This is a genomic window from Gilliamella sp. X-23, from assembly GCF_057063545.1.
The window spans coordinates 74,036-94,299 of the sequence record NZ_JBXSQG010000011.1; the positions used below are offsets into that span (position 1 = coordinate 74,036).

Genomic DNA, 20,264 nt, shown 5'->3' on the forward strand with positions numbered 1-20,264 from the left:
GAGGTTTTTGACCTCTCTTTTTTTTGGCTACTTTTAGCAGTCCAAATACACCAACTTCATCGGCTTAATGCCCTCCCTACAGATTTTGGGGCTAATTGCCTTAATAGTTTCCCCATTATTTTCGTCATATAAAAGTCCCCCTCATCGCAAGGATTAGTAGTAACTGCTAGGGTAAACACAAACCCCACTAAGACGAATAACGCCACCATTGAGAGGGACGACGGCATAGCAATCATAAGGGTAAGAACTGGATCTCAACATAGTATGTCTTATACCGCCTGAAGGAGAAATATATATCCGAAGCGAGTTGGTTCTATTATAAGTACAATAGTAGCTGCTACTAAAGCCTACGCCGTAATGACTTACATTACCCCACTCATTAAATAAACCTCCTATTCCACGATGAGAAACCTCCCCGAACCTACTGGTGGTTCCTGCCAGTTCACTTGACGTTGGAATCCTATATCCAAAAGCATCACACCAAGGTTTAATCGGGTTACTACCATAACCTTCTTTTATGCCTCCTCGGTGAACAAACCACCTCTTCAATACAAACCCATATTTGATTACCGCTCTACCACCACTATCTCTACCTACTAATTCAAATGTCGAAGGTAAATTTGGTTTACCAATTGGGCGGCTGGGTGGATAATTTAATTCTTCCCCTCTTGCTTCTGGACCTGTTAGTGTTACACGCGTGACAACTTCTGAACCATTAGGCAGCCAACTATCATTTGCGGTTACCCTTGTCACTGTTGCTGTTATTCCCTCATGAGTGACAGGAGCCCAAGTGAGCTGACTTGCATCAATCCCAACAATGTTTAAATCAAAATATAAACCATGCGCACCCGTTGTAGGAAAGTTACGATTGTAAGATGCAGGATCGGTAGACCGAACAAGATAACCTTCTGTTCGGTTCCAAATTGCTGTATTGGTATAGGTACTGTTTTGTGTATTGAAGTTCAGATTCGGCCTTACGTAACAGATACTAGGCGATGGTGGTGGAGTGATATAATAGGTTGCCGAGCTACCACTGAATGTACTGCTATTAGGTACGCCGTACTGCGTGGTCAAACTCCCCCCGCTACTATTTAGCACCACTTTATAAGGGGCATGACAAAGACTTAAAACCGTACCTCGTCCTACAGCTTGGTTGTTTTTATCGGTGATAGCAACTGATAAGCTACCTGTTGCCGTAACGCCATTTGCTCCCTGCCCATCCCCATCATCATCGCCCCAATAATGATAACTTGTCACTAAGTCATTTAAACTAACAGAATTGGTTGATGGTGGCACCATCATATGAATATCAGTAAAACTTTGACCCGCGACGGGTAATACAATGGGGTTTGTCGCACTAGAGCCATTGGATGGCGTAAATGTTCGATTATCTGATAATGTGATACTGAGTAAATCAGCGGTTGTTGTCGCTTTGGTTCTACCATTATCATACGTTAAATACGGTGCAGAGCCTTCAATTACCCTTGAGGTATAAGCCGATAATGCCTGTGAATCAAACGAATACGGCAATAACAGCAATGGTGCAAAGAGCAACGATGACTTTGATAAGGAAGGTAAAAGCTTCGGCCTTGGCGATTTCGCTAAGCTCGATGATTTCGATAACTTCGGTGATAAAAATAAGAATTGAGTCTGATTTAGACTACGGTGAAATTGAAGTAGATTTAAGACATAGGTTTGGCAGGCCAGATGCCAGATGCCAGATGCCGATTATGATAGCGCATAACGATTAACCTGTCAAGTAAATTTTTGTTTTATTTCGATTTTTTATAATTATTCGCTCAATTAATGAGCGTCCCCTTGCTTTAAAAGCGGTGAAATTATAACCTGTTGAATAATAATGCGCCAGTTTTTTTGTTAAAAATTTGTAAAGTTTTGTTAATAAAATGGGTTAAGCTTTTGTTGGCGTGTTTTGGGGAATGGTTTTGATGGTGTTTTTTTGAATAAAAACTACTAAATAAAAAATCTAATAAAATCAATACCTTTCCTGACCGATTTTTGGGTGTTAAATGACTGTTATAGGGGCATGCCATTTTCGGTTTTGCTGGTTTGTTAGTTTTCAGCACATTGTCAAAGTAGTATAAGCTGTTGATTTTCTTAAAAACAGCCAAATAAAAACTTCAATAAAATCAATACCTTTCCTGACCGATTTTGGGTGGTAATTGAGTTGCTTTTAACAAAAAAGAAACTCAATTATCGCCTAATACTATGTTGATTTGTGTTATTCAGCGTCAGAATGTGCCGACAACTGAAGTAGGTTCGCATATCAATCAGAGATATGTGGTTAGGCGTTATAAGATTTTGCATAAAAATAACATAACTTAGACATTATCACTGATATTATTTATCCCTTCCCCCAAAAAATCTCAAAATATTGGGAACCTTACCGATCCTAGCAGACATTGAAAAGCCCAAAATATTTAGGCTATTATACGATTAATTATAAAAATTATAGATTGATTATATTGAATATTCCTTACAAAATATCATCTATATAAAAGACAAAGGAGGTGTAAGTGTTATTTTCAATTATAAGATCAGTTACTGGCGGGTGTTTGGTACTTTTGTGGGCTATTTCTGTTTGTAGCTTTTTCTTCAAAAATTATTATATTGGACTCACATTTATCATTATTGGCGTTTTAGCTTACTATCTGGTATTTATTAAATACACAAATATTATTATTAATAAACATATTACAATTTTTAAAAGTGAGTTTAAGGATGAGTTTGTGCGTTCGAATTTTTATTGCGATAGAACCTATAAAAATTTTATGTATTTTGATCGAATGAATAAACAAATCTGTTTTACAGATAAAGATACAAATAAAATTGTATCAAGGCTTAATTATGATGATTTATTATCTGCTAAATTTAATTCTCATCCTTATGTTATTATGAAATTTAAATTAAGAAACCAAGAAATTAAAGTTAAATTTGATTATTTTTCAAAAGATTATATTTCATTAAGAACAAGATTTTCTCGATTAACAACTATTTATGAATAATTAAGTTATTTAGACAATAATAACGTTGCTTTTAGTGTGCCAAGTATTAGTATAGCCTCAAAGGCTTGAGGCTATCACACAACTAATTCAGCAATATTTTAGAGTTTGTTAATATTTATCGACTTTCTTAGTTTTCTTGGTAAAGAACTTTAAGAATAATTATTTTTATTACAAATAAACCACATGAGTGCCTTTTTCTGGTTGAAAGGTAGCTTTACCAAACTCATCTAGGAAATAGGCAATATGATCGGCTTTATCCCCTACTAGTCGCCCTTTGACCTTGTTCCAAGTCATAAGGACTATCATGGCGTCAGGTTCACAGCAAATTAACATGGGTTGTTCAAACTCTTCGTTCCAATAAAACTCGCCACCGTATAATTTATGGGCGGTGAGTAATAAATAACACCCATATTCTTGTGATATCATGTTGAGTTGTTCTTCTGATATGCTGAAGTTCTTTTCAGCCAGTTCACTGATGATCATTTCAACAACAGTGATGCTCTTTTCAGAATAATCGAGCTGATTAATACTCCAAGTCGGGCTGTTTAAAATGGCATTTTGTGCCCAAGCTTCGATTTCTTGATACAATTCGTTTTTTTGTTCAGTCATTTTTATTCACTTCGCTATTGAGTTTAATCTGTTCTAATTGTTTAACACTTTGCCACGCGTCTTCCATTTGTTCAAGCGTTGCATCAATTAAAGACAAATTTTTTTGTTTAAGTATCGATTCTACTTGCTGAAATCGCCGAGTAAATTTTTTATTAGCTTGCTGTAAACAGAGTTCTGATTTAACTTTTAAATGCCTAGCTAAATTGACGGTAGCAAACAATAAATCACCTAACTCTTCTTCAATTTTTTGTGGATCTTGCTTGGTTCGTTCTAATTCTTGCTCAACTTCAGCAATTTCCTCTTTTACCTTATCAAGTACAGGTTTTATATCATGCCAATCAAAACCAACCGAAGCGCAACGCTTTTGAATTTTTTCAGCTTGCATTAAGGCGGGTATTGCTTGGGGAATGTCATCAAGCAATGAGTATTGTGCTTTTTGATCGCGCTCTTTTTGTTTAAGTTGTTCCCAGTTAGGTTTTTCAACCTTATTTTTGGTGAAAATATGAGGATGACGATAAACTAACTTATCAGCAACCGCTAAACAGACCTCATCTAAATCAAACCTTCCTTGTTCTTCGGCTAAATCAGCATAAAAGACAATGTGAAATAGTAAATCACCCAGTTCTTTTTTTAGCTCATCCATGTCTTGTTTATCAATGGCATCAAGTACTTCGTACGTTTCTTCTAATGTATATGATTTTAAAGATGCAAAAGTTTGAACTCGATCCCATTCACAACCATTAACAGGATCACGAAGTTGTTTGATAATAGCTTGTAAGCGCTGTAATCCGTTCAAAATATACCCCCACAAATAAGTCATTGATCAGTGTCATTGTAAAGGTTTCATAACAAAACGGTTATTTTTTTAAAGGTTAATAGCAATATATTTTGATGTTATTGCTAATTATTTCACCAAAAATAATGATAAAAGCGACTAAAATGTAGCTATTTACGGAACTTCTAGCCGATAAATACTAATTAAGTATATAATATACCCCTATTAAATTAACTTTATTGATATATGAATAATTTACGTGAACTTACTTTAAGAGGTACCATCCTTGGTGCTTTTATTACGGTCATTTTTACTGCATCAAATGTTTATCTTGGTTTAAAAGTGGGATTAACGTTTTCATCCGCAATCCCTGCTGCAGTAATTTCAATGGCAATATTGAAACTATTTTCGGGTTCAACTATTTTAGAAAATAACATGGTGCAAACTCAAGCATCAGCGGCAGGTACATTATCTTCAATTATTTTTGTGCTTCCGGGTTTGTTAATGATTGGTTACTGGCAAAACTTTCCATTTTGGTTAACCTTTGCAATATGCGCCGCAGGTGGAATGCTTGGGGTTTTATTTTCAATTCCATTACGACATGCCATGGTCGTTAAAAGCAATTTGCCTTATCCTGAGGGAGTGGCTGCTGCTGAAATTCTAAAGGCAGGCTCTAAAACCGATAATAAAGAAGCTAATGATGGTTTAAAGGATATTTTATTTGGTGGCATCGTTGCCTCCACAGTCAGCCTTTTTACTAATGGTTTTCGTGTGTTATCTGAAAGTACTGCTTATTGGTTTACTGTCGGCAAATCCATTTTTCAACTTCCTATGGGTTTTTCGTTAGCGTTACTAAGTGCAGGTTATTTGATTGGGATTATGTCAGGAATTGCCATTTTAATTGGAACCATTATTGGTTGGGTATTTGGCGTTCCAATTTTAAGTGCAATTACCGATTATGATACTAGTCTGCCTTTATCTAAAGTTGCAATGGGATTTTGGGAAAAAGATATACGCTTTATTGGTGCGGGAGTCATTGCTATTGCAGCAGTTTGGACACTATTTACATTAATCAAACCAATGATTGAAGGTTTAAAAATATCATTTAAAAGTATGCGTTCAGATGCGTCTGACGATGATATTGCATCAACCGAGCGGGATTTATCACCTAAAGCTATTTTATTAATTATGGGTGGTATGTTAGTTATTTTATTAGTCACTTTTTATAGCTTTATTACAGATAGTGGGCTATCGGCAGGCGTTGCTTGGTCATTAGTGTTTTGCGCTACATTGTTTGCTTTTATTATGGGCTTTTTAGTGGCTGCCGCTTGTGGTTATATGGCTGGACTTGTTGGTTCATCGGCTAGCCCAATATCAGGCATTGCCATTGTTGCTATCATTGTTATTTCATTAGTTCTATTAGGCTTAGGTGAAGCTAATGGTATGTTAGCTTCTGCCGAGGGCTCTAATTTTGCCACAGCTCTTACGCTGTTTACTACCAGTGCAGTGTTATCAATAGCCTGTATTTCAAACGATAATTTGCAAGATCTAAAAACAGGTTATTTAGTTCATGCTACACCATGGAAACAACAAGTGGCGTTATTAATTGGCTGTGTTGTTGGTGCGATTGTTATTGCGCCTATTTTAGAAATTTTATATAACGCTTACGGCTTTACCGGTGCGCTTCCACGCTCTGATATGGATCCAAAACAAGTTTTATCAGCACCTCAAGCAACATTGATGACAAAAATTGCCAAAGGAATAATTTCAAATAATCTTGATAAAACCATGATATATATCGGGCTAGGTATAGGTGCTATTATTATTATTATCGATTCAGTTTTAGCAGCTAATAAAGCTAAGTTTAGGTTGCCAGCGCTTGCTGTTGGTTTAGGTATTTACCTACCACCAAGTATTACCATGCCTATTTTCATTGGTACTTTCTTATCATGGATAATTAAACGTTATGCTTATAAAAAAGCACAATCACAAAATTTAGATCCAGAACAGCAATTTAAGAAAGTTGATCGTAAAGCAGCATTGATTGCGTCAGGGCTAATTGTTGGCGAAAGTTTAGTGGGCGTATTATTGGCGGTTGTAATTGTTATTAGTATTACAAGTGGTGGAAATGATGCACCGCTTGCAATTTCGGCTGATTTAGGTATGTTACCTCAATTTTTAGGTCTCTTTGTTTTTGTTGGTATATGTACGCTCTTTATTCGTCGCGCTTTATCAGCAATTAAGAAATAGTCCTATTGAATAATTAAATTTAAGCCCTTTATTTTTTATTATAAAGGGCTTTTTATTACTTAAGATTTTTACCAATTTTTAATGTAAGGGCTATGTTCATTGAGGTATTATAAATATTCAATTTAGCCATGTTTGAATCTAATGCTTCTGATAATGTACTTACTTTGCTTAAAATACTAAACATAGATGATATACCACATGGATAAACAGTTTCGGCTTTATCTCCTAAACTACCTACTATAGCAATAACTGGTTTATTATATTTTTTTGCAATATGAGCAACACCTACAGGTACTTTACCATTAACGCTCTGATAATCTAATCGACCTTCACCAGTAATAACTAAATCAGCCTCTTTAACTAATTCATCCAAATTTAGCAACTTAGTGATAATTTCAATACCAGGTTTTAATTTTGCATTCATGAAGACCAACAAAGCAGCTCCCATTCCACCTGCTGCACCTGTTCCTGGAGTAAACTCAATATCGACATTAAAAGTTTGTTTAATAACTTGAGCAAAATGTTTAAGATTTGAATCAAGTAATTTGACATCTAATGGTGTAGCTCCTTTTTGTGGTCCAAAAATAACAGAAGCTCCATTTTCACCAGTTAAGGGATTGGTAACATCACAAGCTACTTCAAAATCACATTGCTTAATTCGATGATCCATTTGACTAATATCAATTTTCTCAATAGCACTAAGTGAAATACCGCCATAACCAATTTGATTTCCAAATTTATCTAGGAGCCTGACACCTAGTGCCTGTAGCATTCCTGCACCTCCATCATTTGTCGCGCTTCCACCAATTCCTATGATGAATTTTTTACAACCGCGATCGAGTGCATCTTTAATTAATTCTCCGGTACCATATGAGGTGGTAATTTTTGCATCTCTCTTATCGATCGAAACTCGCTCAAGCCCACTTGCAGCAGCCATTTCTATTACCGCAGTTTGCCCATCACCAGATATACCATAAAAAGCCAGTCCTTTTTCGCCTAATGGATCAGTAATAGAAACCTTAACTTTATGACCATTTAACGCATTCACCATCGCATCGACAGTACCTTCACCACCATCTGCAACTGGTCGTAAAAAATATTTTGCATCAGGGTAAACTTGTGAAAATCCCGCTTTTATCTCATTAGCAACTTCAATAGCACTTAAGCTTTCTTTAAAAGAATCAGGAGCAATGACAACTTTCATACATATCCTTACACAATTGGACAAATTATTGAGTATGTCTCCATACTCAATATCAATATCAATATTAATTATTTAACTTCTATTTTTGCTAATGCTTCATAATAGCGGGCTAATGCACTATGATCACATTCGCCCATACCATCAGTTTTTAGTGCTTGCATCATCTCCATCACAATTGCAGTTAATGGTAATGATGTTCCTACACCATGAGAAGTATCCAAAGCATTTTGCAGATCTTTAATATGTAAATCAATTTTAAAACCTGGTTTGAAATTACGATCTAATACCATCGGAACTTTAGCATCTAAAACAGTACTACCAGCAAGACCACCACGAATAGCTTGATAAACTAATTTAGGGTTTACTCCTGCTTTAGTCGCTAAAACTAGTGCTTCTGACATAGCTGCAATATTAAGTGCCACAATAACTTGATTAGCAAGTTTAGTTACATTACCAGCACCAATATCACCAGTATAAACAACTGAACCAGCCATTGCTTTCATTAAATCGTAATGTTTATCAAAGATGTTTTTGTCTCCACCTACCATCACTGACAATGTTCCATCGATTGCTTTTGGTTCGCCGCCACTAACAGGTGCATCTAACATAGTTAAACCTTTTTTGACGACTTCATCATGAATCTCACGACTTGCCAATGGTGCTATTGAGCTCATATCTATGATCGTTGTACCTTTTTTCGCTCCATCAACAATACCATTTTCGCCCAATACCACTTCTTTTACATGAGGTGAATTAGGTAACATAGTAATAATTACATCACAACGTTTAGCAACTTCTTTTGCATTTTCTGCACTTTCTGCACCTGCAGCAACAACATCTTTAACTGCATCTAGGTTTCTATCACAAACCACAAGTGAGTAACCTGCTTTTAACAAGTTTTTACTCATCGGTTTACCCATAATACCTAAACCAATAAAACCAATTTTCATTTTACTCTCCTTTTTCTGATAAAAAATAACTGTTATTTTAGAAATTTATCGGCTAATGATTGTGTTGCACTTCTTAAAAGGCCAAGATCATTACCGACGGCAACAAAAGTTGCTCCCATATCTATATACTGACGAGCATCAGCCTCTATAGTTGCTAAAATACCACAAGCTTTGCCTTGCTTTTTAGCTTCATTAAAAACTTTTTTGATTGCTGCTTGAACATCAGGATGCTTTGGATTTCCAAAATGCCCTAAAGAAGCAGAAAGGTCACTTGGCCCAATAAAAATACCGTCGACACCATCAACAGCTACAATGGACTCTACATTATTAACAGCTTGTTGTGTTTCAACTTGCACCATAACACAAATATTTTTGTTAATTTTTTGGAAGTAATCTGGAATCGTTCCATATACATTACTTCTATGAGCAACAGAAACACCTCTCACACCCTCAGGTGGATATCGTGTATAAGAAACAGCAAGTTTTGCTTGTTCTGCAGTCTCAACATAAGGTATTAAAAAGTTATAAAAACCGATATCAAGTAAGCGTTTAATAAGAACCTGATCATTCCATGAAGGGCGAACGACAGGCGCACTAACACTGTCTTTTAATGCCATTAATTGGGGCACAAATGAGATAACATCATTGATTGCATGCTCTCCATCAAGTAATAGCCAATCAAAACCAGCTAAACCAAGTATTTCTGTTGAAATAGGACTACCTAATGCAGCCCAACAACCAATAAGTTTTTTTCGTGCCAACATATCTTGTTTAAATTGATTGTGGCATGTCACCTTTTTCATAATTTACCTTCACATTTTTTACACATTGTGTCTTGATAATAAATTTTAATTATCTAACTAAACACGGTTTTTTATTATCAAATTGCCAATTAGGTATTAAATATTGCATAGCAATAGCATCATTACGATTACCCAGTTTCATACCTTTAAATAATTCATGCGCTTTCATTACCTGATCCATATCAATTTCAATCCCCAAACCAGGTTTTTCAGGAACTTTGATTTTGCCATTAACAATTTGTAAAGGGTCTTTTGTTAAACGTTGGTTTCCTTCTTGCCAAATCCAATGCGTATCAAGTGCTGTTGGGTTACCTGGTGCTGCTGCACCAACGTGAGTAAACATCGCAAGTGAGATATCAAAATGGTTATTTGAATGAGATCCCCAAGTTAAACCAAATTCATGACACATCTGAGCCACTCGGACAGATCCACTCATCGTCCAAAAATGTGGATCCGCAAGTGGAATATCAACAGATTGTAAAGATAATGTGTGTGCCATTTGACGCCAATCTGTTGCAATCATATTGGTTGCCGTTGGTAATCCTGTCGCACGTCGAAATTCGGCCATAATTTCGCGCCCTGAAAAGCCTTGTTCGGCTCCACAAGGATCTTCGGCATAGGTTAGTGTGTCTTTCAAATATTTACCTATACGTATTGCTTCATCTAATAACCAACCACCGTTTGGATCTAAGGTTACTCGTGCATCAGGGAATTTCTTTTTAATCGCTATGACGGCTTCGGCCTCATCTTCTGCCGATAAAACACCGCCTTTTAATTTGAAATCTCGAAAACCATATTTTTCATAAGTTGCTTCGGCTAAACGGGCTATCTTTTCTGGCGTTAATGCTTCTTCATGTCGTAATCGATACCAATCACATTTATCTTCAGATTGATTTTGATAAGGGAGATCTGTTTTTTTGCTGTCTCCAATATAAAATAAATACCCTAACATCTCAACTTCATCTCGTTGCTGTCCATCACCAAGTAATGAAGCTACCGTCACGCCAAGATGTTTGCCTAATAAGTCTAACATGGCGGATTCAATGGCAGTCACAACGTGAATAGTTGAACGTTGGTCAAAAGTTTGGTTGCCTCGTCCACCTACATCACGATCAGCAAATTGATTGCGAACTCGGTTCATAACATTTTTGTATTGCGCAATTGATTGCCCAATAACTAGCGGTTTTGCGTCTTCAAGCGTTTGGGTGACAACGCCAACACATGGCACTTCGCCTAAACCAATATTGCCCGAATTATCTTTAAGAATAACGATATTCCGTGTAAAGTAAGGCGAATGCGCACCACTTAAATTTAATAACATACTGTCATAGCCGGCTACTGGGTAGACATGCATTTCAGTAATAATTGGTGTTGATGAACTCATAATTACCTCTTTAATTTTCAATTTATATAAATCTTTTTTAACAAACCATAGACGGGCGCTTACAATCAAATTTTCAATTGGGAATTAAATACTGCATTGCTATAGCATCACGATTTAAAATTGAAATTGCCTTACCTTCAACATGAGGGATTGCCTGTTTTAGGGCATTTTCAATTATAGTGCCACCTGGTGCTTCACCAACACCAGTATGCCCCGTATTATCTGTTAAAATAACAATATTTCTAGTAAAGTAAGGACCATGTGCACCACCAATATTCATTAACATGCTGTCATATCCTGCTACTGGAATAACTTGCATCGATTTAATGATCGGAACTGACTGAGTACACATAAAACGTTTTCCTTGGCTCTAATCTATTGTTAGTTATAAATATTGTTAATTTTTCTTTAATTCCATACGTGTAATAGGACCAACAATAACTAAATAGCTAAACGCTGCAACAAAAGCGTGACCAGCCACAAAAACTAAAGCCCATTCAAATCGACCTGTCCATGCAACAATATAGCCAATAATAATTGGTGAAATAATACTAGATGCGTTACCAAACATGTTGAATAGTCCACCAGCAAGTCCACTCATTTCTTTAGGTGCAGTGTCAGCCATAACAGCCCATCCTAATGCACCAACACCTTTACCAAAGAAAGCCATTGACATAAATAAAATAACTAATGCAATTGAATCAACGTAATTACATAAAATCATTGTCATCGAAAATAACATTCCTAAAATAATCGGCGTTTTACGTGCAATTGAAAGCGATCCTGTTTTACGCATTAGAAAATCTGAAAAAACTCCACCACTAATTCCACCAATAAAACCACAAATAGCTGGAATAGCAGCAGCAAAACCAACTTCTTTAATATTCATTCCACGTTGCGTTGCAAGATAAATAGGAAACCAAGTAATAAAGAAAAATGTTAAACAGTTAATGCAATACTGTCCTAAATAAACACCAAGCAACATTCTGTTTGTAAGAAGCTGAGTTAAATAACCTAATTTTGGTCCTTTTTGCTTACCATCCGCTTTCTTTTGATCCATATCAACCAAAGCTCCGCCTTCAATGATATAATCAACCTCTGCTTGATTTGCCCATGGATGATCTTTGGGATTACGAATCATAATTAGCGTTGCAATACTCACCAAAATACCAAGACCTCCCATAAAAAAGAATACAGATTGCCACCCATATTCGTGAGTTAACCATCCCATAATCGGTGCAAAAATTACTGTCGCGAAATATTGTGCTGAATTAAAAATAGCTACTGCTGTTGCTCTTTCTTTAGCAGGAAACCATGCTGCTGTTATGCGACTATTTCCAGGAAAGGAAGGTGCTTCTGATAACCCCATTAAAAACCGAAAAGTGAAGAGCATAATAAGAGCCCAAGCACCAATAAAAAAATGAACTGTACCTTGTAATAAGGTAAAAATAGACCAGAATAGAATACTGTAAAAATAAACTCGTTTTGATCCAAATCTATCTAATAACCAACCACCAGGTAACTGTCCTATCACATAGGCAATACCAAATGATGACATTACCCAGCCCATTGCTGCCGCATCAAATCCCAATTCTCCCGATATTGATTTTCCTGCAATACCTAATGTAGCTCTATCACCATAATTAACAGCGGTGACAATAAATAAAAAAATGACTGTCATCCACCGGATGTTAGTCTTTTTTTGCCTTGCTTTGTTTATTTTCATATTTAGCCTCTATACGATTTTTGAATTTATTAATCCTGAATCTTTACAAACGTCGCTGAGTAGAAAATCACTAGTCATTAAATATTTCTCAGTAACCCGTTATTAATAAATTATTATCGGACAGTCAGGCGATATATTTCATTAGATGAAAAAACAAAATAATAACCAGAATGTCACTTATTTTTGTGAAAATGCACAATGTAATGTTATATTCCTCACATAATTTTAGATAGTTGCTCTAATTTTGTGATGTGGAACACATTAATATAGTCATCTGCACAAATTAATCGTAATATCACCTTGAATAATTATGAATATTCATAATGATATTCATTGTTTTTACATTTAATATACGAAAAATAAATCAGTAAAAACATCATAGTAGATATAAATCTTTGCACTTTTGATTATTACTGAAAAGCTAATCATTTTATAGGAAATAAATAATGGAAAACCATCGTAATAAACCGCTCTATATCAAAATCAAAGAAATTGATAACGTTGCTATTGTTGTGAATGATGGTGGGTTGCCCAAAGGAGCTCTATTTCCGGATGGATTAGAACTAATTGAGAATATACCTCAAGGTCATAAAGTTGCTTTAAATGATATAAATCAAGGGCAAGAAATTATCCGTTATGGTGAAATTATTGGTTTTGCCAAAGTAGATATAAAAAAAGGAGGATGGGTTAACGAGTCTGTGACTCAAATACCAACCGCCCCCGAATTACATGAATTAGCCATTGCCACAAAAAAAAGTGAACCGCTTCCACCTTTGGACGGTTATACTTTTGAAGGTTATCGTAATAAAGATGGTTCCGTTGGAACGCGAAATATACTTGGTATAACCATGAGCGTTAACTGTGTTTCTGGCGTTGTTGAGTATGTCTCAAAAATTATTGAGCGTGATTTATTACCTAACTATCCAAATGTAGATGGTGTTGTTCCATTAACGCATCTTTATGGTTGCGGTGTAGCTATTGATGCTCCAGCAGCTATTGTACCAATACGGTCTATTCATAATTTAGCTAAAAATCCTAATTTTGGTGGTGAAATTATGGTTGTGAGCTTGGGGTGTGAAAAACTTCAGCCAGAAAAATTACTAAAAGGAACTGAAGATTCAATTCCTATCAAAATAGAAAATGATGATCTAGTTATATTGCAAGATGAACGTGGTTTTAAAGCCATGGTGAATAATATTTTGAATGTAGCTGAAAAGCATTTACAACGATTAAATCAGCGTCAAAGGGAAACTGTTCCAGTATCAGAATTAGTAATAGGTATGCAATGCGGAGGTAGTGATGCTTTTTCTGGCGTCACATCAAACCCTTCTGTAGGGTTTGCTTCTGATTTATTAGTTAGATGCGGTGCTACTGTGATGTTTTCTGAGGTTACTGAAGTACGTGATGGTATTCACTTACTTACACCAAGAGCGGCTAATGAGGAGGTTGGTAAAGCACTAATTCGTGAGATGCAGTGGTATGATGAATACCTTGCTGCCGGAAAAGTCGACCGTAGTGCAAATACAACGCCAGGAAATAAAAAGGGAGGATTAAATAACATAGTCGAAAAAGCAATGGGATCAATTGCTAAGTCAGGAACAAGCCCTATTGTAGAAGTTCTAGCTCCTGGACAACGCCCAACGAAAAAAGGATTGATTTTTGCAGCTACACCGGCAAGCGATTTTGTCTGCGGAGCTCAACAAGTTGCGTCAGGAATTACATTACAAGTTTTTACTACTGGACGAGGAACACCTTATGGCTTGGCTATGGTACCAGTAATTAAGATGTCTAGCCGTAATATTGTGGCTGAACAGTGGTTTGATTTAATTGATATTAGTGCCGGCGATATTGCTTTAGGAAAAGCAACAATTGAAGATATAGGTTGGAGACTATTTCATTTGATTTTAGATGTAGCAAGTGGAAGAAAGAAACCATGGTCAGATCATTGGAAATTATATAACCCGTTAGCTATTTTCAATCCTGCACCAATAACCTAATTATTTATAAAAGAAAATGCCAGATTGTTTACGCTTCATGATTAAGATAATTATTTAAAAACTCATTAATCGTCTTCATGTAAAATTTCATCTGGATAGTTTTTTATAATGTTCATTCATACTATTTAAATAAAAGCAAACAGCTTTAACCTAGCTTTTTGCATATTATAAATGCAAGCAATTCCTATAAATTAACTTCTATCTAATTGCAAACCTATATATAAAAGTAATCTATCATCAAATTTTGCAAGATTTAATCCTGTTAACGTAGCAATTTTATTTAAACGATACTCTAATGTATTACGATGGATAAAAAGTTCATTAGCTGTATTACTACTATGAACATTATTTTTAAACCATGTTTGCAAAGTTTTCCTCAAAAGACCATTATTATCAGCCAGCCTTAATTTTTTCAAAGGTAATAATAATTCTTCGGCTTGCCAGTCATAACTTAATCCATGTAATAAAACAGGTAAAATTAGCTCTTGATAATAATAATTACGAATATTAGGCATTCTTTGTTTACCAATTAACATCGTCGTTTTTGCTGTCTGGTAAGACTTTACCAAAGGATAAGGATGTTGCTCAAAATAATTACCAAGCGAAATTCTAATATCTAATTGAGTAATATTTTTTATTGTAATAATAAGTGACTCTAGTTTCTTCTTATGTTCTAATAAATCCCATCGTCCATACCTATTAAGTGCTGGGATTAAAATAACTAGCTCAGTAACTGATTTAGTTGCTACTAAATTATGTTTACTTAGCAATTGTATCTGTGTTTGTAAATTTTGTAATTCACTCATTGCAGTATCAATGCCTAACTGTCCACTATCGACCTCAATCATACCAACCACTCTGGGTAAATCCAAATCGATATCCAATCGTTTAACCCATTGAATCATACTGTCGGGCAAAGTCTCTTTTTCAATTAGCGTTAGGATAAGCTCTTCCTTTAAACGATTATTATAAGATAGCTCTTGTAATAAATGAGTTTGTTCCATCATCATTTCTGCAGACATGCGAACAAGCTCTCCAAATTGCCAAATATCGGAAGGTTCGCCAGTTAATCCAATTACACCAACAATCCTATCATTAAGTTTTAACGGTAGATTGACTCCTGGTTTAACACCTTGTAAATTTTTCACCATGGTACTATCAATTGAAACTGTTCGTTTCTGAGATATAGCTAACATCGCTCCTTCATGTAGCTCTCCAATACGTTCTAAATCACCACTGCCAATAATACAACCATGTGCATCCATTACATTGATATTGCAATCAATAATTTTCATGGTTCTTTCAACAATTTGTTGTGCAATTTTAGGTATAAGGTTATAAGAGTCCATTACCATATTAATTACTCTATTTTAATTTTGCATAAACCCAATTTTTTGTTAGCATAACACATTTTATTTTGAATAATAGACAAAAATATCATGATAGTTTTTGATTCAATCCAAGTGCGCCGAGGCGTTAACTTACTTTTAGATAATGCTTCAGCAACCATTAATCCTCAACAAAAAGTTGGGTTAGTAGGTAAAAATGGTTGCGGAAAATCGACGCTGTTTTCACTAATTAAAGGTGAAATTCAAGCTGATGCCGGCACGTTAAGTATACCATCGCAATGGCAACTCGCTTGGGTCAATCAAGAAACTCCGGCATTAGATATCCCTGCGATTGAATATGCCATTGATGGCGATCGTGAGTATCGACAATTAGAAAAACAGTTAGATACCGCTAATGAACAAAATAATGGTCAGCAAATTGCGATTATCCATGAAAAGCTTGATACCATTGATGCTTGGACAATTCGCGCTCGAGCTGCAACCTTACTACATGGTCTTGGTTTTTCTAATGAGCAATTAATGTTACCGGTTAAGTCCTATTCCGGTGGTTGGCGAATGCGATTGAATTTGGCACAAGCGTTAATGTGTCGTTCTGATTTATTATTGCTTGATGAACCAACCAATCACCTTGATTTAGATGCTGTCATTTGGCTTGAAAAATGGTTAAGTAACTATCCAGGAACGCTGATTTTAATCTCTCACGATCGTGATTTTTTAGATCCTTTAGTCAATAAAATTATTCATATTGAACAAAAAAGTTTATTTGAATACACCGGTAACTACTCTTCATTTGAAATTCAACGCTCAACAAAGTTGGCACAACAACAATCACTCTATGAAAGCCAACAACTCAAAGTTGCACACTTACAAAATTATATCGATCGATTTAGAGCCAAAGCTACAAAAGCTAAACAGGCACAAAGCCGTATAAAAATGTTAGAAAGAATGGAACTGATTGCACCTGCTCATGTTGATAATCCATTTCATTTTAATTTTAAGCCATCTGAATTCTTACCAAGTCCTTTGTTAATGATGGAAAAAGTTGTAGCGGGTTATGATGATAAAATTATACTAGAAAAAATTAAGCTTAATTTAGTCCCTGGTTCACGCATTGGCTTATTAGGACGCAATGGTGCAGGTAAATCAACACTGATTAAATTGCTAGCTGGTGAACTTGCACCTAAAGAAGGCCATATTAATCTCGCTAAAGGTGTTCAATTAGGTTATTTTGCTCAACATCAATTAGAATATCTACGCCCCGATGAGTCACCACTTTGGCATTTAACGCAACTTGCCGAACCGAAAAATACAGAGCAAGAACTGCGTAATTATTTAGGTGGATTTGATTTTCAAGGCGATAAAGTCACCGAGCCAGTTAAAACTTTCTCGGGTGGTGAAAAGGCGCGACTTGTTTTAGCTTTAATTGTCTGGCAAAAACCAAATCTTCTTTTATTAGACGAACCAACTAACCACCTAGATTTAGATATGCGACAAGCATTGACTGAAGCGTTAATTGATTTTGATGGTGCATTAGTTGTGGTGTCACATGATCGCCATTTACTACGTTCGACCACCGATGAATTCTATTTAGTCCATGATCATAAAGTTGAACCATTTGACGGCGATCTTGATGATTATCAAAAATGGTTAGCCGAAGCACAAAAAGATGATAACCAATCAAATGACGAAATAAATTCACCCAAAAAAGAAAATACAAGTAATATATCAGCTCAAGATCGTAAAGAGCAAAAACGTAAACAAGCTGAATTACGTGCACAAATGCAGCCAATAAAAAAACAGTTACAAAAAGAAGAACAGATGCTTGATAAATTAACCCATCAATTAAAGCAAATTGAAGAACAACTGTCTGATCCTGCAATCTATGATGCGAGCAAAAAAAACGAACTTACAACTTTGTTACTAGAGCAAAGCCAACTTAAAAATCAATTAGAAGAAACAGAACTACAATGGTTAGAATTACAACAACAACTGGAATCGTTTAACTTAGATTAAATTGATCATTTTGGTTAATAGGCTTGAGGTAATGGCTATCCATTGTCTATAAGCCAGCTATTTAAATTCATAGGTTATCCTCGCCAATGTTATCGACGATATCATAGATGTACATTTTTGCCTGTTCAAAATCATATCCCTCAATACCAAAAACGGATGTGCAAGATATCATACCTTCAAGTATTAACATAATTAGGCAAGATGCTTGTTCACATGACTTTGTGCCTCCTAGACATTCAAAAATCCTATCTTGAATCCACTTTTTATGTTCACTAACAATAGCGCATATTTCTTCGCTTTTATTGTTATATTCAGACTTAGCTCGTACAAACATGCAACCGCGGTAATTATCATTCTTAAACCATTTTATATGCCATGAAATAATTGCATTGATTTTGTCTTTTATAGGTGTGTTGTTCTTTAATTTATTTAGCAATGGAATTATACCGATAGCATTAGCAGTTGGGACATCTATCGCATTGATGCAGTTACTACGTGTAGTTCACGCTCCAGCTGGTGCAACCCCTATTTTAATCATGATGTCCGGAATTACTGACTATTCATTCTTGATAACACCAGTACTTATAGGTTCGGTTTTATTAGTCATGGTTGCTTTAATAGTTAATAATATAGGAATCGAAGCACGTTGGCCTAACTATTGGTTGGGATATCACTTTTATATGGGTAAAAGAATAAAAAAATCTAAAAAAGAATAGATTGCCTGTATTATATTAATAATAAGTTAAATTATGATCCGATAGTGGTTTTATCTACCTTGGCGACTCACTTTGATTAAATATATTAGAAACAGAACTATTATTCTCAAATTCTCGAAAGACATTATATTTCTTTCATAAAAACAAAAACCACAAGATTGACTCTTGTGGTTTTCTAAAAGATACAGCTAATTCAGTGAAAAAACTATATCAAAAAATTAGCTCTTTTCAACTTGACTAAAATCTAGCTCTACAGGAGTTGAGCGTCCAAAAATAGAAACCGATACTTTTAAGCGATTTTTTTCGTAGTCAACTTCTTCAACAACACCGTTAAAGTCAGCAAATGGACCTTCATTAACACGAACAAGCTCACCCGGCTCAAATAACGTTTTAGGACGTGGTTTATCGCCAACTTGTTGTAGACGATTCATGATTGCATCAACTTCACGTTGGCTAATTGGCGCTGGTCGATCCGACGTGCCACCAATGAAACCCATTGTTCTTGGTACGCTTCTAACTAAATGCCAAGTCGCATCATTCATCATCATTTCAACTAATACATAACCAGGGAAAAACTTACGTTCACTTTTGCGACGTTGCCCACTTTTCATTTCAACAACTTCTTCGGTTGGAACTAATACTTCACCGAATGCATCTTCCATATTATGTAATTTGATATATTCACGTAATGATTGTGCAACACGTGCTTCATAGCCGGAATAAGCTTGAATAACATACCACCGTTTTTGTTGTGATTCGCTCATATTAACGCCCTATTGATGTTAAATAAAAGATTATTGAACGGAATAAAGAATCCATTCCCCAAAGCGCTAAACCAACAATAACTGTGATAGCAGCAATAAGTAAAGTTGTCTGTGTCGTTTCTTTACGAGTTGGCCATACAACTTTTCTTAACTCTTTTTTAGATTCATTTAAAAATGATAAAAATAATTTGCCTTTGTTTGTTGTGATCGCAATAAACAGAGTTAATAGAGAAACAACAACAACTATAATAATCCGAACGATTGTATTAGGTTGATATATATCATTAGGTTGGGAAAAATAAAAATTTCCCCAAACAATAAACGCAATCAATACTAGAACTAAACCCCATTTCAATTTGTCTAGAATAGTATTTGTATTTTGACTCTCGTTACTTACTAGCATATAAAACCTATATTATGTTATTTATAATAATATCTATTTTCCAAAATGCTCTTTTAATAAAAACATTTTGCTAAACAGACTAGATAAGAAAGGGCATCGAATGATACCCTTTCTATTGCCGCTAAGGCTTAATTCAATTATTTAATAACTTTAGCAACCACACCAGCACCGACAGTACGACCACCTTCACGAATCGCAAAACGTAAGCCGTCTGCCATCGCGATTGGGTGAATTAATGATACTGTCATTTTGATGTTATCACCAGGCATTACCATTTCTACGCCTTCTGGTAATTCGA

The 20,264-nt window shown here is 35.4% G+C and carries 18 protein-coding genes and 1 pseudogene; 5 read left to right on the plus strand and 14 right to left on the minus strand.

What is annotated here, in order from left to right:
• Window positions 1–153: 153 nt before the first annotated feature.
• Window positions 154–1,554 carry a hypothetical protein gene (locus ACYH9I_RS08470; protein ID WP_483560332.1) on the minus strand — a complete coding sequence of 467 codons (1,401 nt, stop codon included), beginning with the start codon at window positions 1,552–1,554 and terminating at the stop codon, window positions 154–156.
• A gap of 980 nt (window positions 1,555–2,534) precedes the next feature.
• Between ACYH9I_RS08470 and ACYH9I_RS08475 the strand changes: the two genes are divergently transcribed.
• Window positions 2,535–3,023 (plus strand): hypothetical protein, encoded by a 489-nt coding sequence (locus ACYH9I_RS08475; RefSeq protein WP_483560334.1) that lies wholly within the window; start codon window positions 2,535–2,537, stop codon window positions 3,021–3,023.
• Window positions 3,024–3,191: 168 nt separating this feature from the next.
• Here the strand turns inward: ACYH9I_RS08475 and ACYH9I_RS08480 are convergent, their stop codons facing one another.
• Both ACYH9I_RS08480 and mazG read right to left on the minus strand, forming a co-directional pair.
• Window positions 3,192–3,632 (minus strand): phage holin family protein, encoded by a 441-nt coding sequence (locus ACYH9I_RS08480; RefSeq protein ID WP_483560336.1) that lies wholly within the window; start codon window positions 3,630–3,632, stop codon window positions 3,192–3,194.
• Window positions 3,625–4,428 carry a nucleoside triphosphate pyrophosphohydrolase gene (mazG, locus tag ACYH9I_RS08485; protein WP_483560338.1) on the minus strand — a complete coding sequence of 268 codons (804 nt, stop codon included), beginning with the start codon at window positions 4,426–4,428 and terminating at the stop codon, window positions 3,625–3,627. Before mazG ends, ACYH9I_RS08480 begins: the two co-directional genes overlap by 8 nt.
• Window positions 4,429–4,653: 225 nt before the next feature.
• Between mazG and ACYH9I_RS08490 the strand changes: the two genes are divergently transcribed.
• Window positions 4,654–6,657: an OPT family oligopeptide transporter gene (locus ACYH9I_RS08490; protein WP_483560339.1), complete on the plus strand. Its 2,004-nt coding sequence runs from the start codon at window positions 4,654–4,656 to the stop codon at window positions 6,655–6,657.
• Between the two features lie 55 nt (window positions 6,658–6,712).
• On the opposite strand, the gene ACYH9I_RS08495 is transcribed toward ACYH9I_RS08490, so the two are convergent.
• From ACYH9I_RS08495 to ACYH9I_RS08520, 6 genes and pseudogenes are all read right to left on the minus strand, one after another.
• Window positions 6,713–7,861 (minus strand): glycerate kinase, encoded by a 1,149-nt coding sequence (locus ACYH9I_RS08495; protein ID WP_483560340.1) that lies wholly within the window; start codon window positions 7,859–7,861, stop codon window positions 6,713–6,715.
• 68 nt (window positions 7,862–7,929) lie between these two features.
• Window positions 7,930–8,811 (minus strand): 2-hydroxy-3-oxopropionate reductase, encoded by an 882-nt coding sequence (garR, locus tag ACYH9I_RS08500; protein WP_483560341.1) that lies wholly within the window; start codon window positions 8,809–8,811, stop codon window positions 7,930–7,932.
• 32 nt (window positions 8,812–8,843) lie between these two features.
• The gene (gene garL / locus ACYH9I_RS08505) at window positions 8,844–9,614 is read right to left on the minus strand and encodes a 2-dehydro-3-deoxyglucarate aldolase (protein ID WP_483560342.1); all 771 of its coding nucleotides are present in this window, start codon (window positions 9,612–9,614) and stop codon (window positions 8,844–8,846) included.
• A 49-nt stretch (window positions 9,615–9,663) separates the two neighbouring features.
• Entirely contained in the window at window positions 9,664–10,998 is a 1,335-nt protein-coding gene (gene gudD, locus ACYH9I_RS08510) for a glucarate dehydratase (RefSeq protein ID WP_160404058.1), read from the minus strand.
• Window positions 10,999–11,107: 109 nt separating this feature from the next.
• Window positions 11,108–11,350, minus strand: a pseudogene (locus ACYH9I_RS08515) (glucarate dehydratase); the annotation flags it as partial.
• Between the two features lie 45 nt (window positions 11,351–11,395).
• Window positions 11,396–12,724 (minus strand): MFS transporter, encoded by a 1,329-nt coding sequence (locus tag ACYH9I_RS08520; protein ID WP_160404057.1) that lies wholly within the window; start codon window positions 12,722–12,724, stop codon window positions 11,396–11,398.
• A gap of 446 nt (window positions 12,725–13,170) precedes the next feature.
• Here ACYH9I_RS08520 and garD point away from each other — a divergent pair, with 446 nt between their 5' ends.
• Complete coding sequence (gene garD, locus ACYH9I_RS08525; RefSeq protein WP_483560343.1) at window positions 13,171–14,721, plus strand: galactarate dehydratase; 1,551 nt, start codon at window positions 13,171–13,173, stop codon at window positions 14,719–14,721.
• Window positions 14,722–14,912: 191 nt separating this feature from the next.
• On the opposite strand, the gene ACYH9I_RS08530 is transcribed toward garD, so the two are convergent.
• On the minus strand, window positions 14,913–16,070 hold the full coding sequence (locus ACYH9I_RS08530) for a sugar diacid recognition domain-containing protein (protein ID WP_483560349.1): 1,158 nt from the start codon (window positions 16,068–16,070) through the stop codon (window positions 14,913–14,915).
• A gap of 90 nt (window positions 16,071–16,160) precedes the next feature.
• On the opposite strand from ACYH9I_RS08530, the gene ACYH9I_RS08535 reads away from it, so the two are divergent.
• Window positions 16,161–18,083 (plus strand): ABC transporter ATP-binding protein, encoded by a 1,923-nt coding sequence (locus ACYH9I_RS08535; protein ID WP_483560344.1) that lies wholly within the window; start codon window positions 16,161–16,163, stop codon window positions 18,081–18,083.
• Window positions 18,084–18,150: 67 nt separating this feature from the next.
• Here the strand turns inward: ACYH9I_RS08535 and ACYH9I_RS08540 are convergent, their stop codons facing one another.
• Window positions 18,151–18,519 carry a hypothetical protein gene (locus ACYH9I_RS08540; RefSeq protein WP_483560352.1) on the minus strand — a complete coding sequence of 123 codons (369 nt, stop codon included), beginning with the start codon at window positions 18,517–18,519 and terminating at the stop codon, window positions 18,151–18,153.
• On the opposite strand from ACYH9I_RS08540, the gene ACYH9I_RS08545 reads away from it, so the two are divergent.
• On the plus strand, window positions 18,494–18,799 hold the full coding sequence (locus ACYH9I_RS08545) for an HPP family protein (RefSeq protein WP_483560350.1): 306 nt from the start codon (window positions 18,494–18,496) through the stop codon (window positions 18,797–18,799). The genes ACYH9I_RS08540 and ACYH9I_RS08545 overlap by 26 nt on opposite strands.
• Before the next feature lie 218 nt (window positions 18,800–19,017).
• Here the strand turns inward: ACYH9I_RS08545 and nusG are convergent, their stop codons facing one another.
• The 3 genes from nusG to ACYH9I_RS08560 form a co-directional block, all read right to left on the minus strand.
• Entirely contained in the window at window positions 19,018–19,563 is a 546-nt protein-coding gene (nusG, locus tag ACYH9I_RS08550) for a transcription termination/antitermination protein NusG (protein ID WP_483560345.1), read from the minus strand.
• Between the two features lies 1 nt (window position 19,564).
• On the minus strand, window positions 19,565–19,966 hold the full coding sequence (gene secE / locus ACYH9I_RS08555) for a preprotein translocase subunit SecE (protein WP_483560346.1): 402 nt from the start codon (window positions 19,964–19,966) through the stop codon (window positions 19,565–19,567).
• 137 nt (window positions 19,967–20,103) lie between these two features.
• The coding region (locus ACYH9I_RS08560; protein ID WP_483560351.1) for an EF-Tu C-terminal domain-related protein at window positions 20,104–20,264 on the minus strand (161 nt) is incomplete at its 5' end.

Excerpts from the sequence above, each read along its gene's own strand:
- ACYH9I_RS08520 (WP_160404057.1), bottom strand. The coding sequence starts at position 12,724 with ATGAAAATAAACAAAGCAAGGCAAAAAAAGACTAACATCCGGTGGATG.
- nusG (WP_483560345.1), bottom strand. The coding sequence starts at position 19,563 with ATGAGCGAATCACAACAAAAACGGTGGTATGTTATTCAAGCTTATTCC.
- ACYH9I_RS08490 (WP_483560339.1), top strand. The coding sequence starts at position 4,654 with ATGAATAATTTACGTGAACTTACTTTAAGAGGTACCATCCTTGGTGCT.
- garR (WP_483560341.1), bottom strand. The coding sequence starts at position 8,811 with ATGAAAATTGGTTTTATTGGTTTAGGTATTATGGGTAAACCGATGAGT.
- gudD (WP_160404058.1), bottom strand. The coding sequence starts at position 10,998 with ATGAGTTCATCAACACCAATTATTACTGAAATGCATGTCTACCCAGTA.
- garD (WP_483560343.1), top strand. The coding sequence starts at position 13,171 with ATGGAAAACCATCGTAATAAACCGCTCTATATCAAAATCAAAGAAATT.
- ACYH9I_RS08480 (WP_483560336.1), bottom strand. The coding sequence starts at position 3,632 with ATGACTGAACAAAAAAACGAATTGTATCAAGAAATCGAAGCTTGGGCA.
- ACYH9I_RS08535 (WP_483560344.1), top strand. The coding sequence starts at position 16,161 with ATGATAGTTTTTGATTCAATCCAAGTGCGCCGAGGCGTTAACTTACTT.
- secE (WP_483560346.1), bottom strand. The coding sequence starts at position 19,966 with ATGCTAGTAAGTAACGAGAGTCAAAATACAAATACTATTCTAGACAAA.
- ACYH9I_RS08495 (WP_483560340.1), bottom strand. The coding sequence starts at position 7,861 with ATGAAAGTTGTCATTGCTCCTGATTCTTTTAAAGAAAGCTTAAGTGCT.
- ACYH9I_RS08530 (WP_483560349.1), bottom strand. The coding sequence starts at position 16,070 with ATGGACTCTTATAACCTTATACCTAAAATTGCACAACAAATTGTTGAA.
- garL (WP_483560342.1), bottom strand. The coding sequence starts at position 9,614 with ATGAAAAAGGTGACATGCCACAATCAATTTAAACAAGATATGTTGGCA.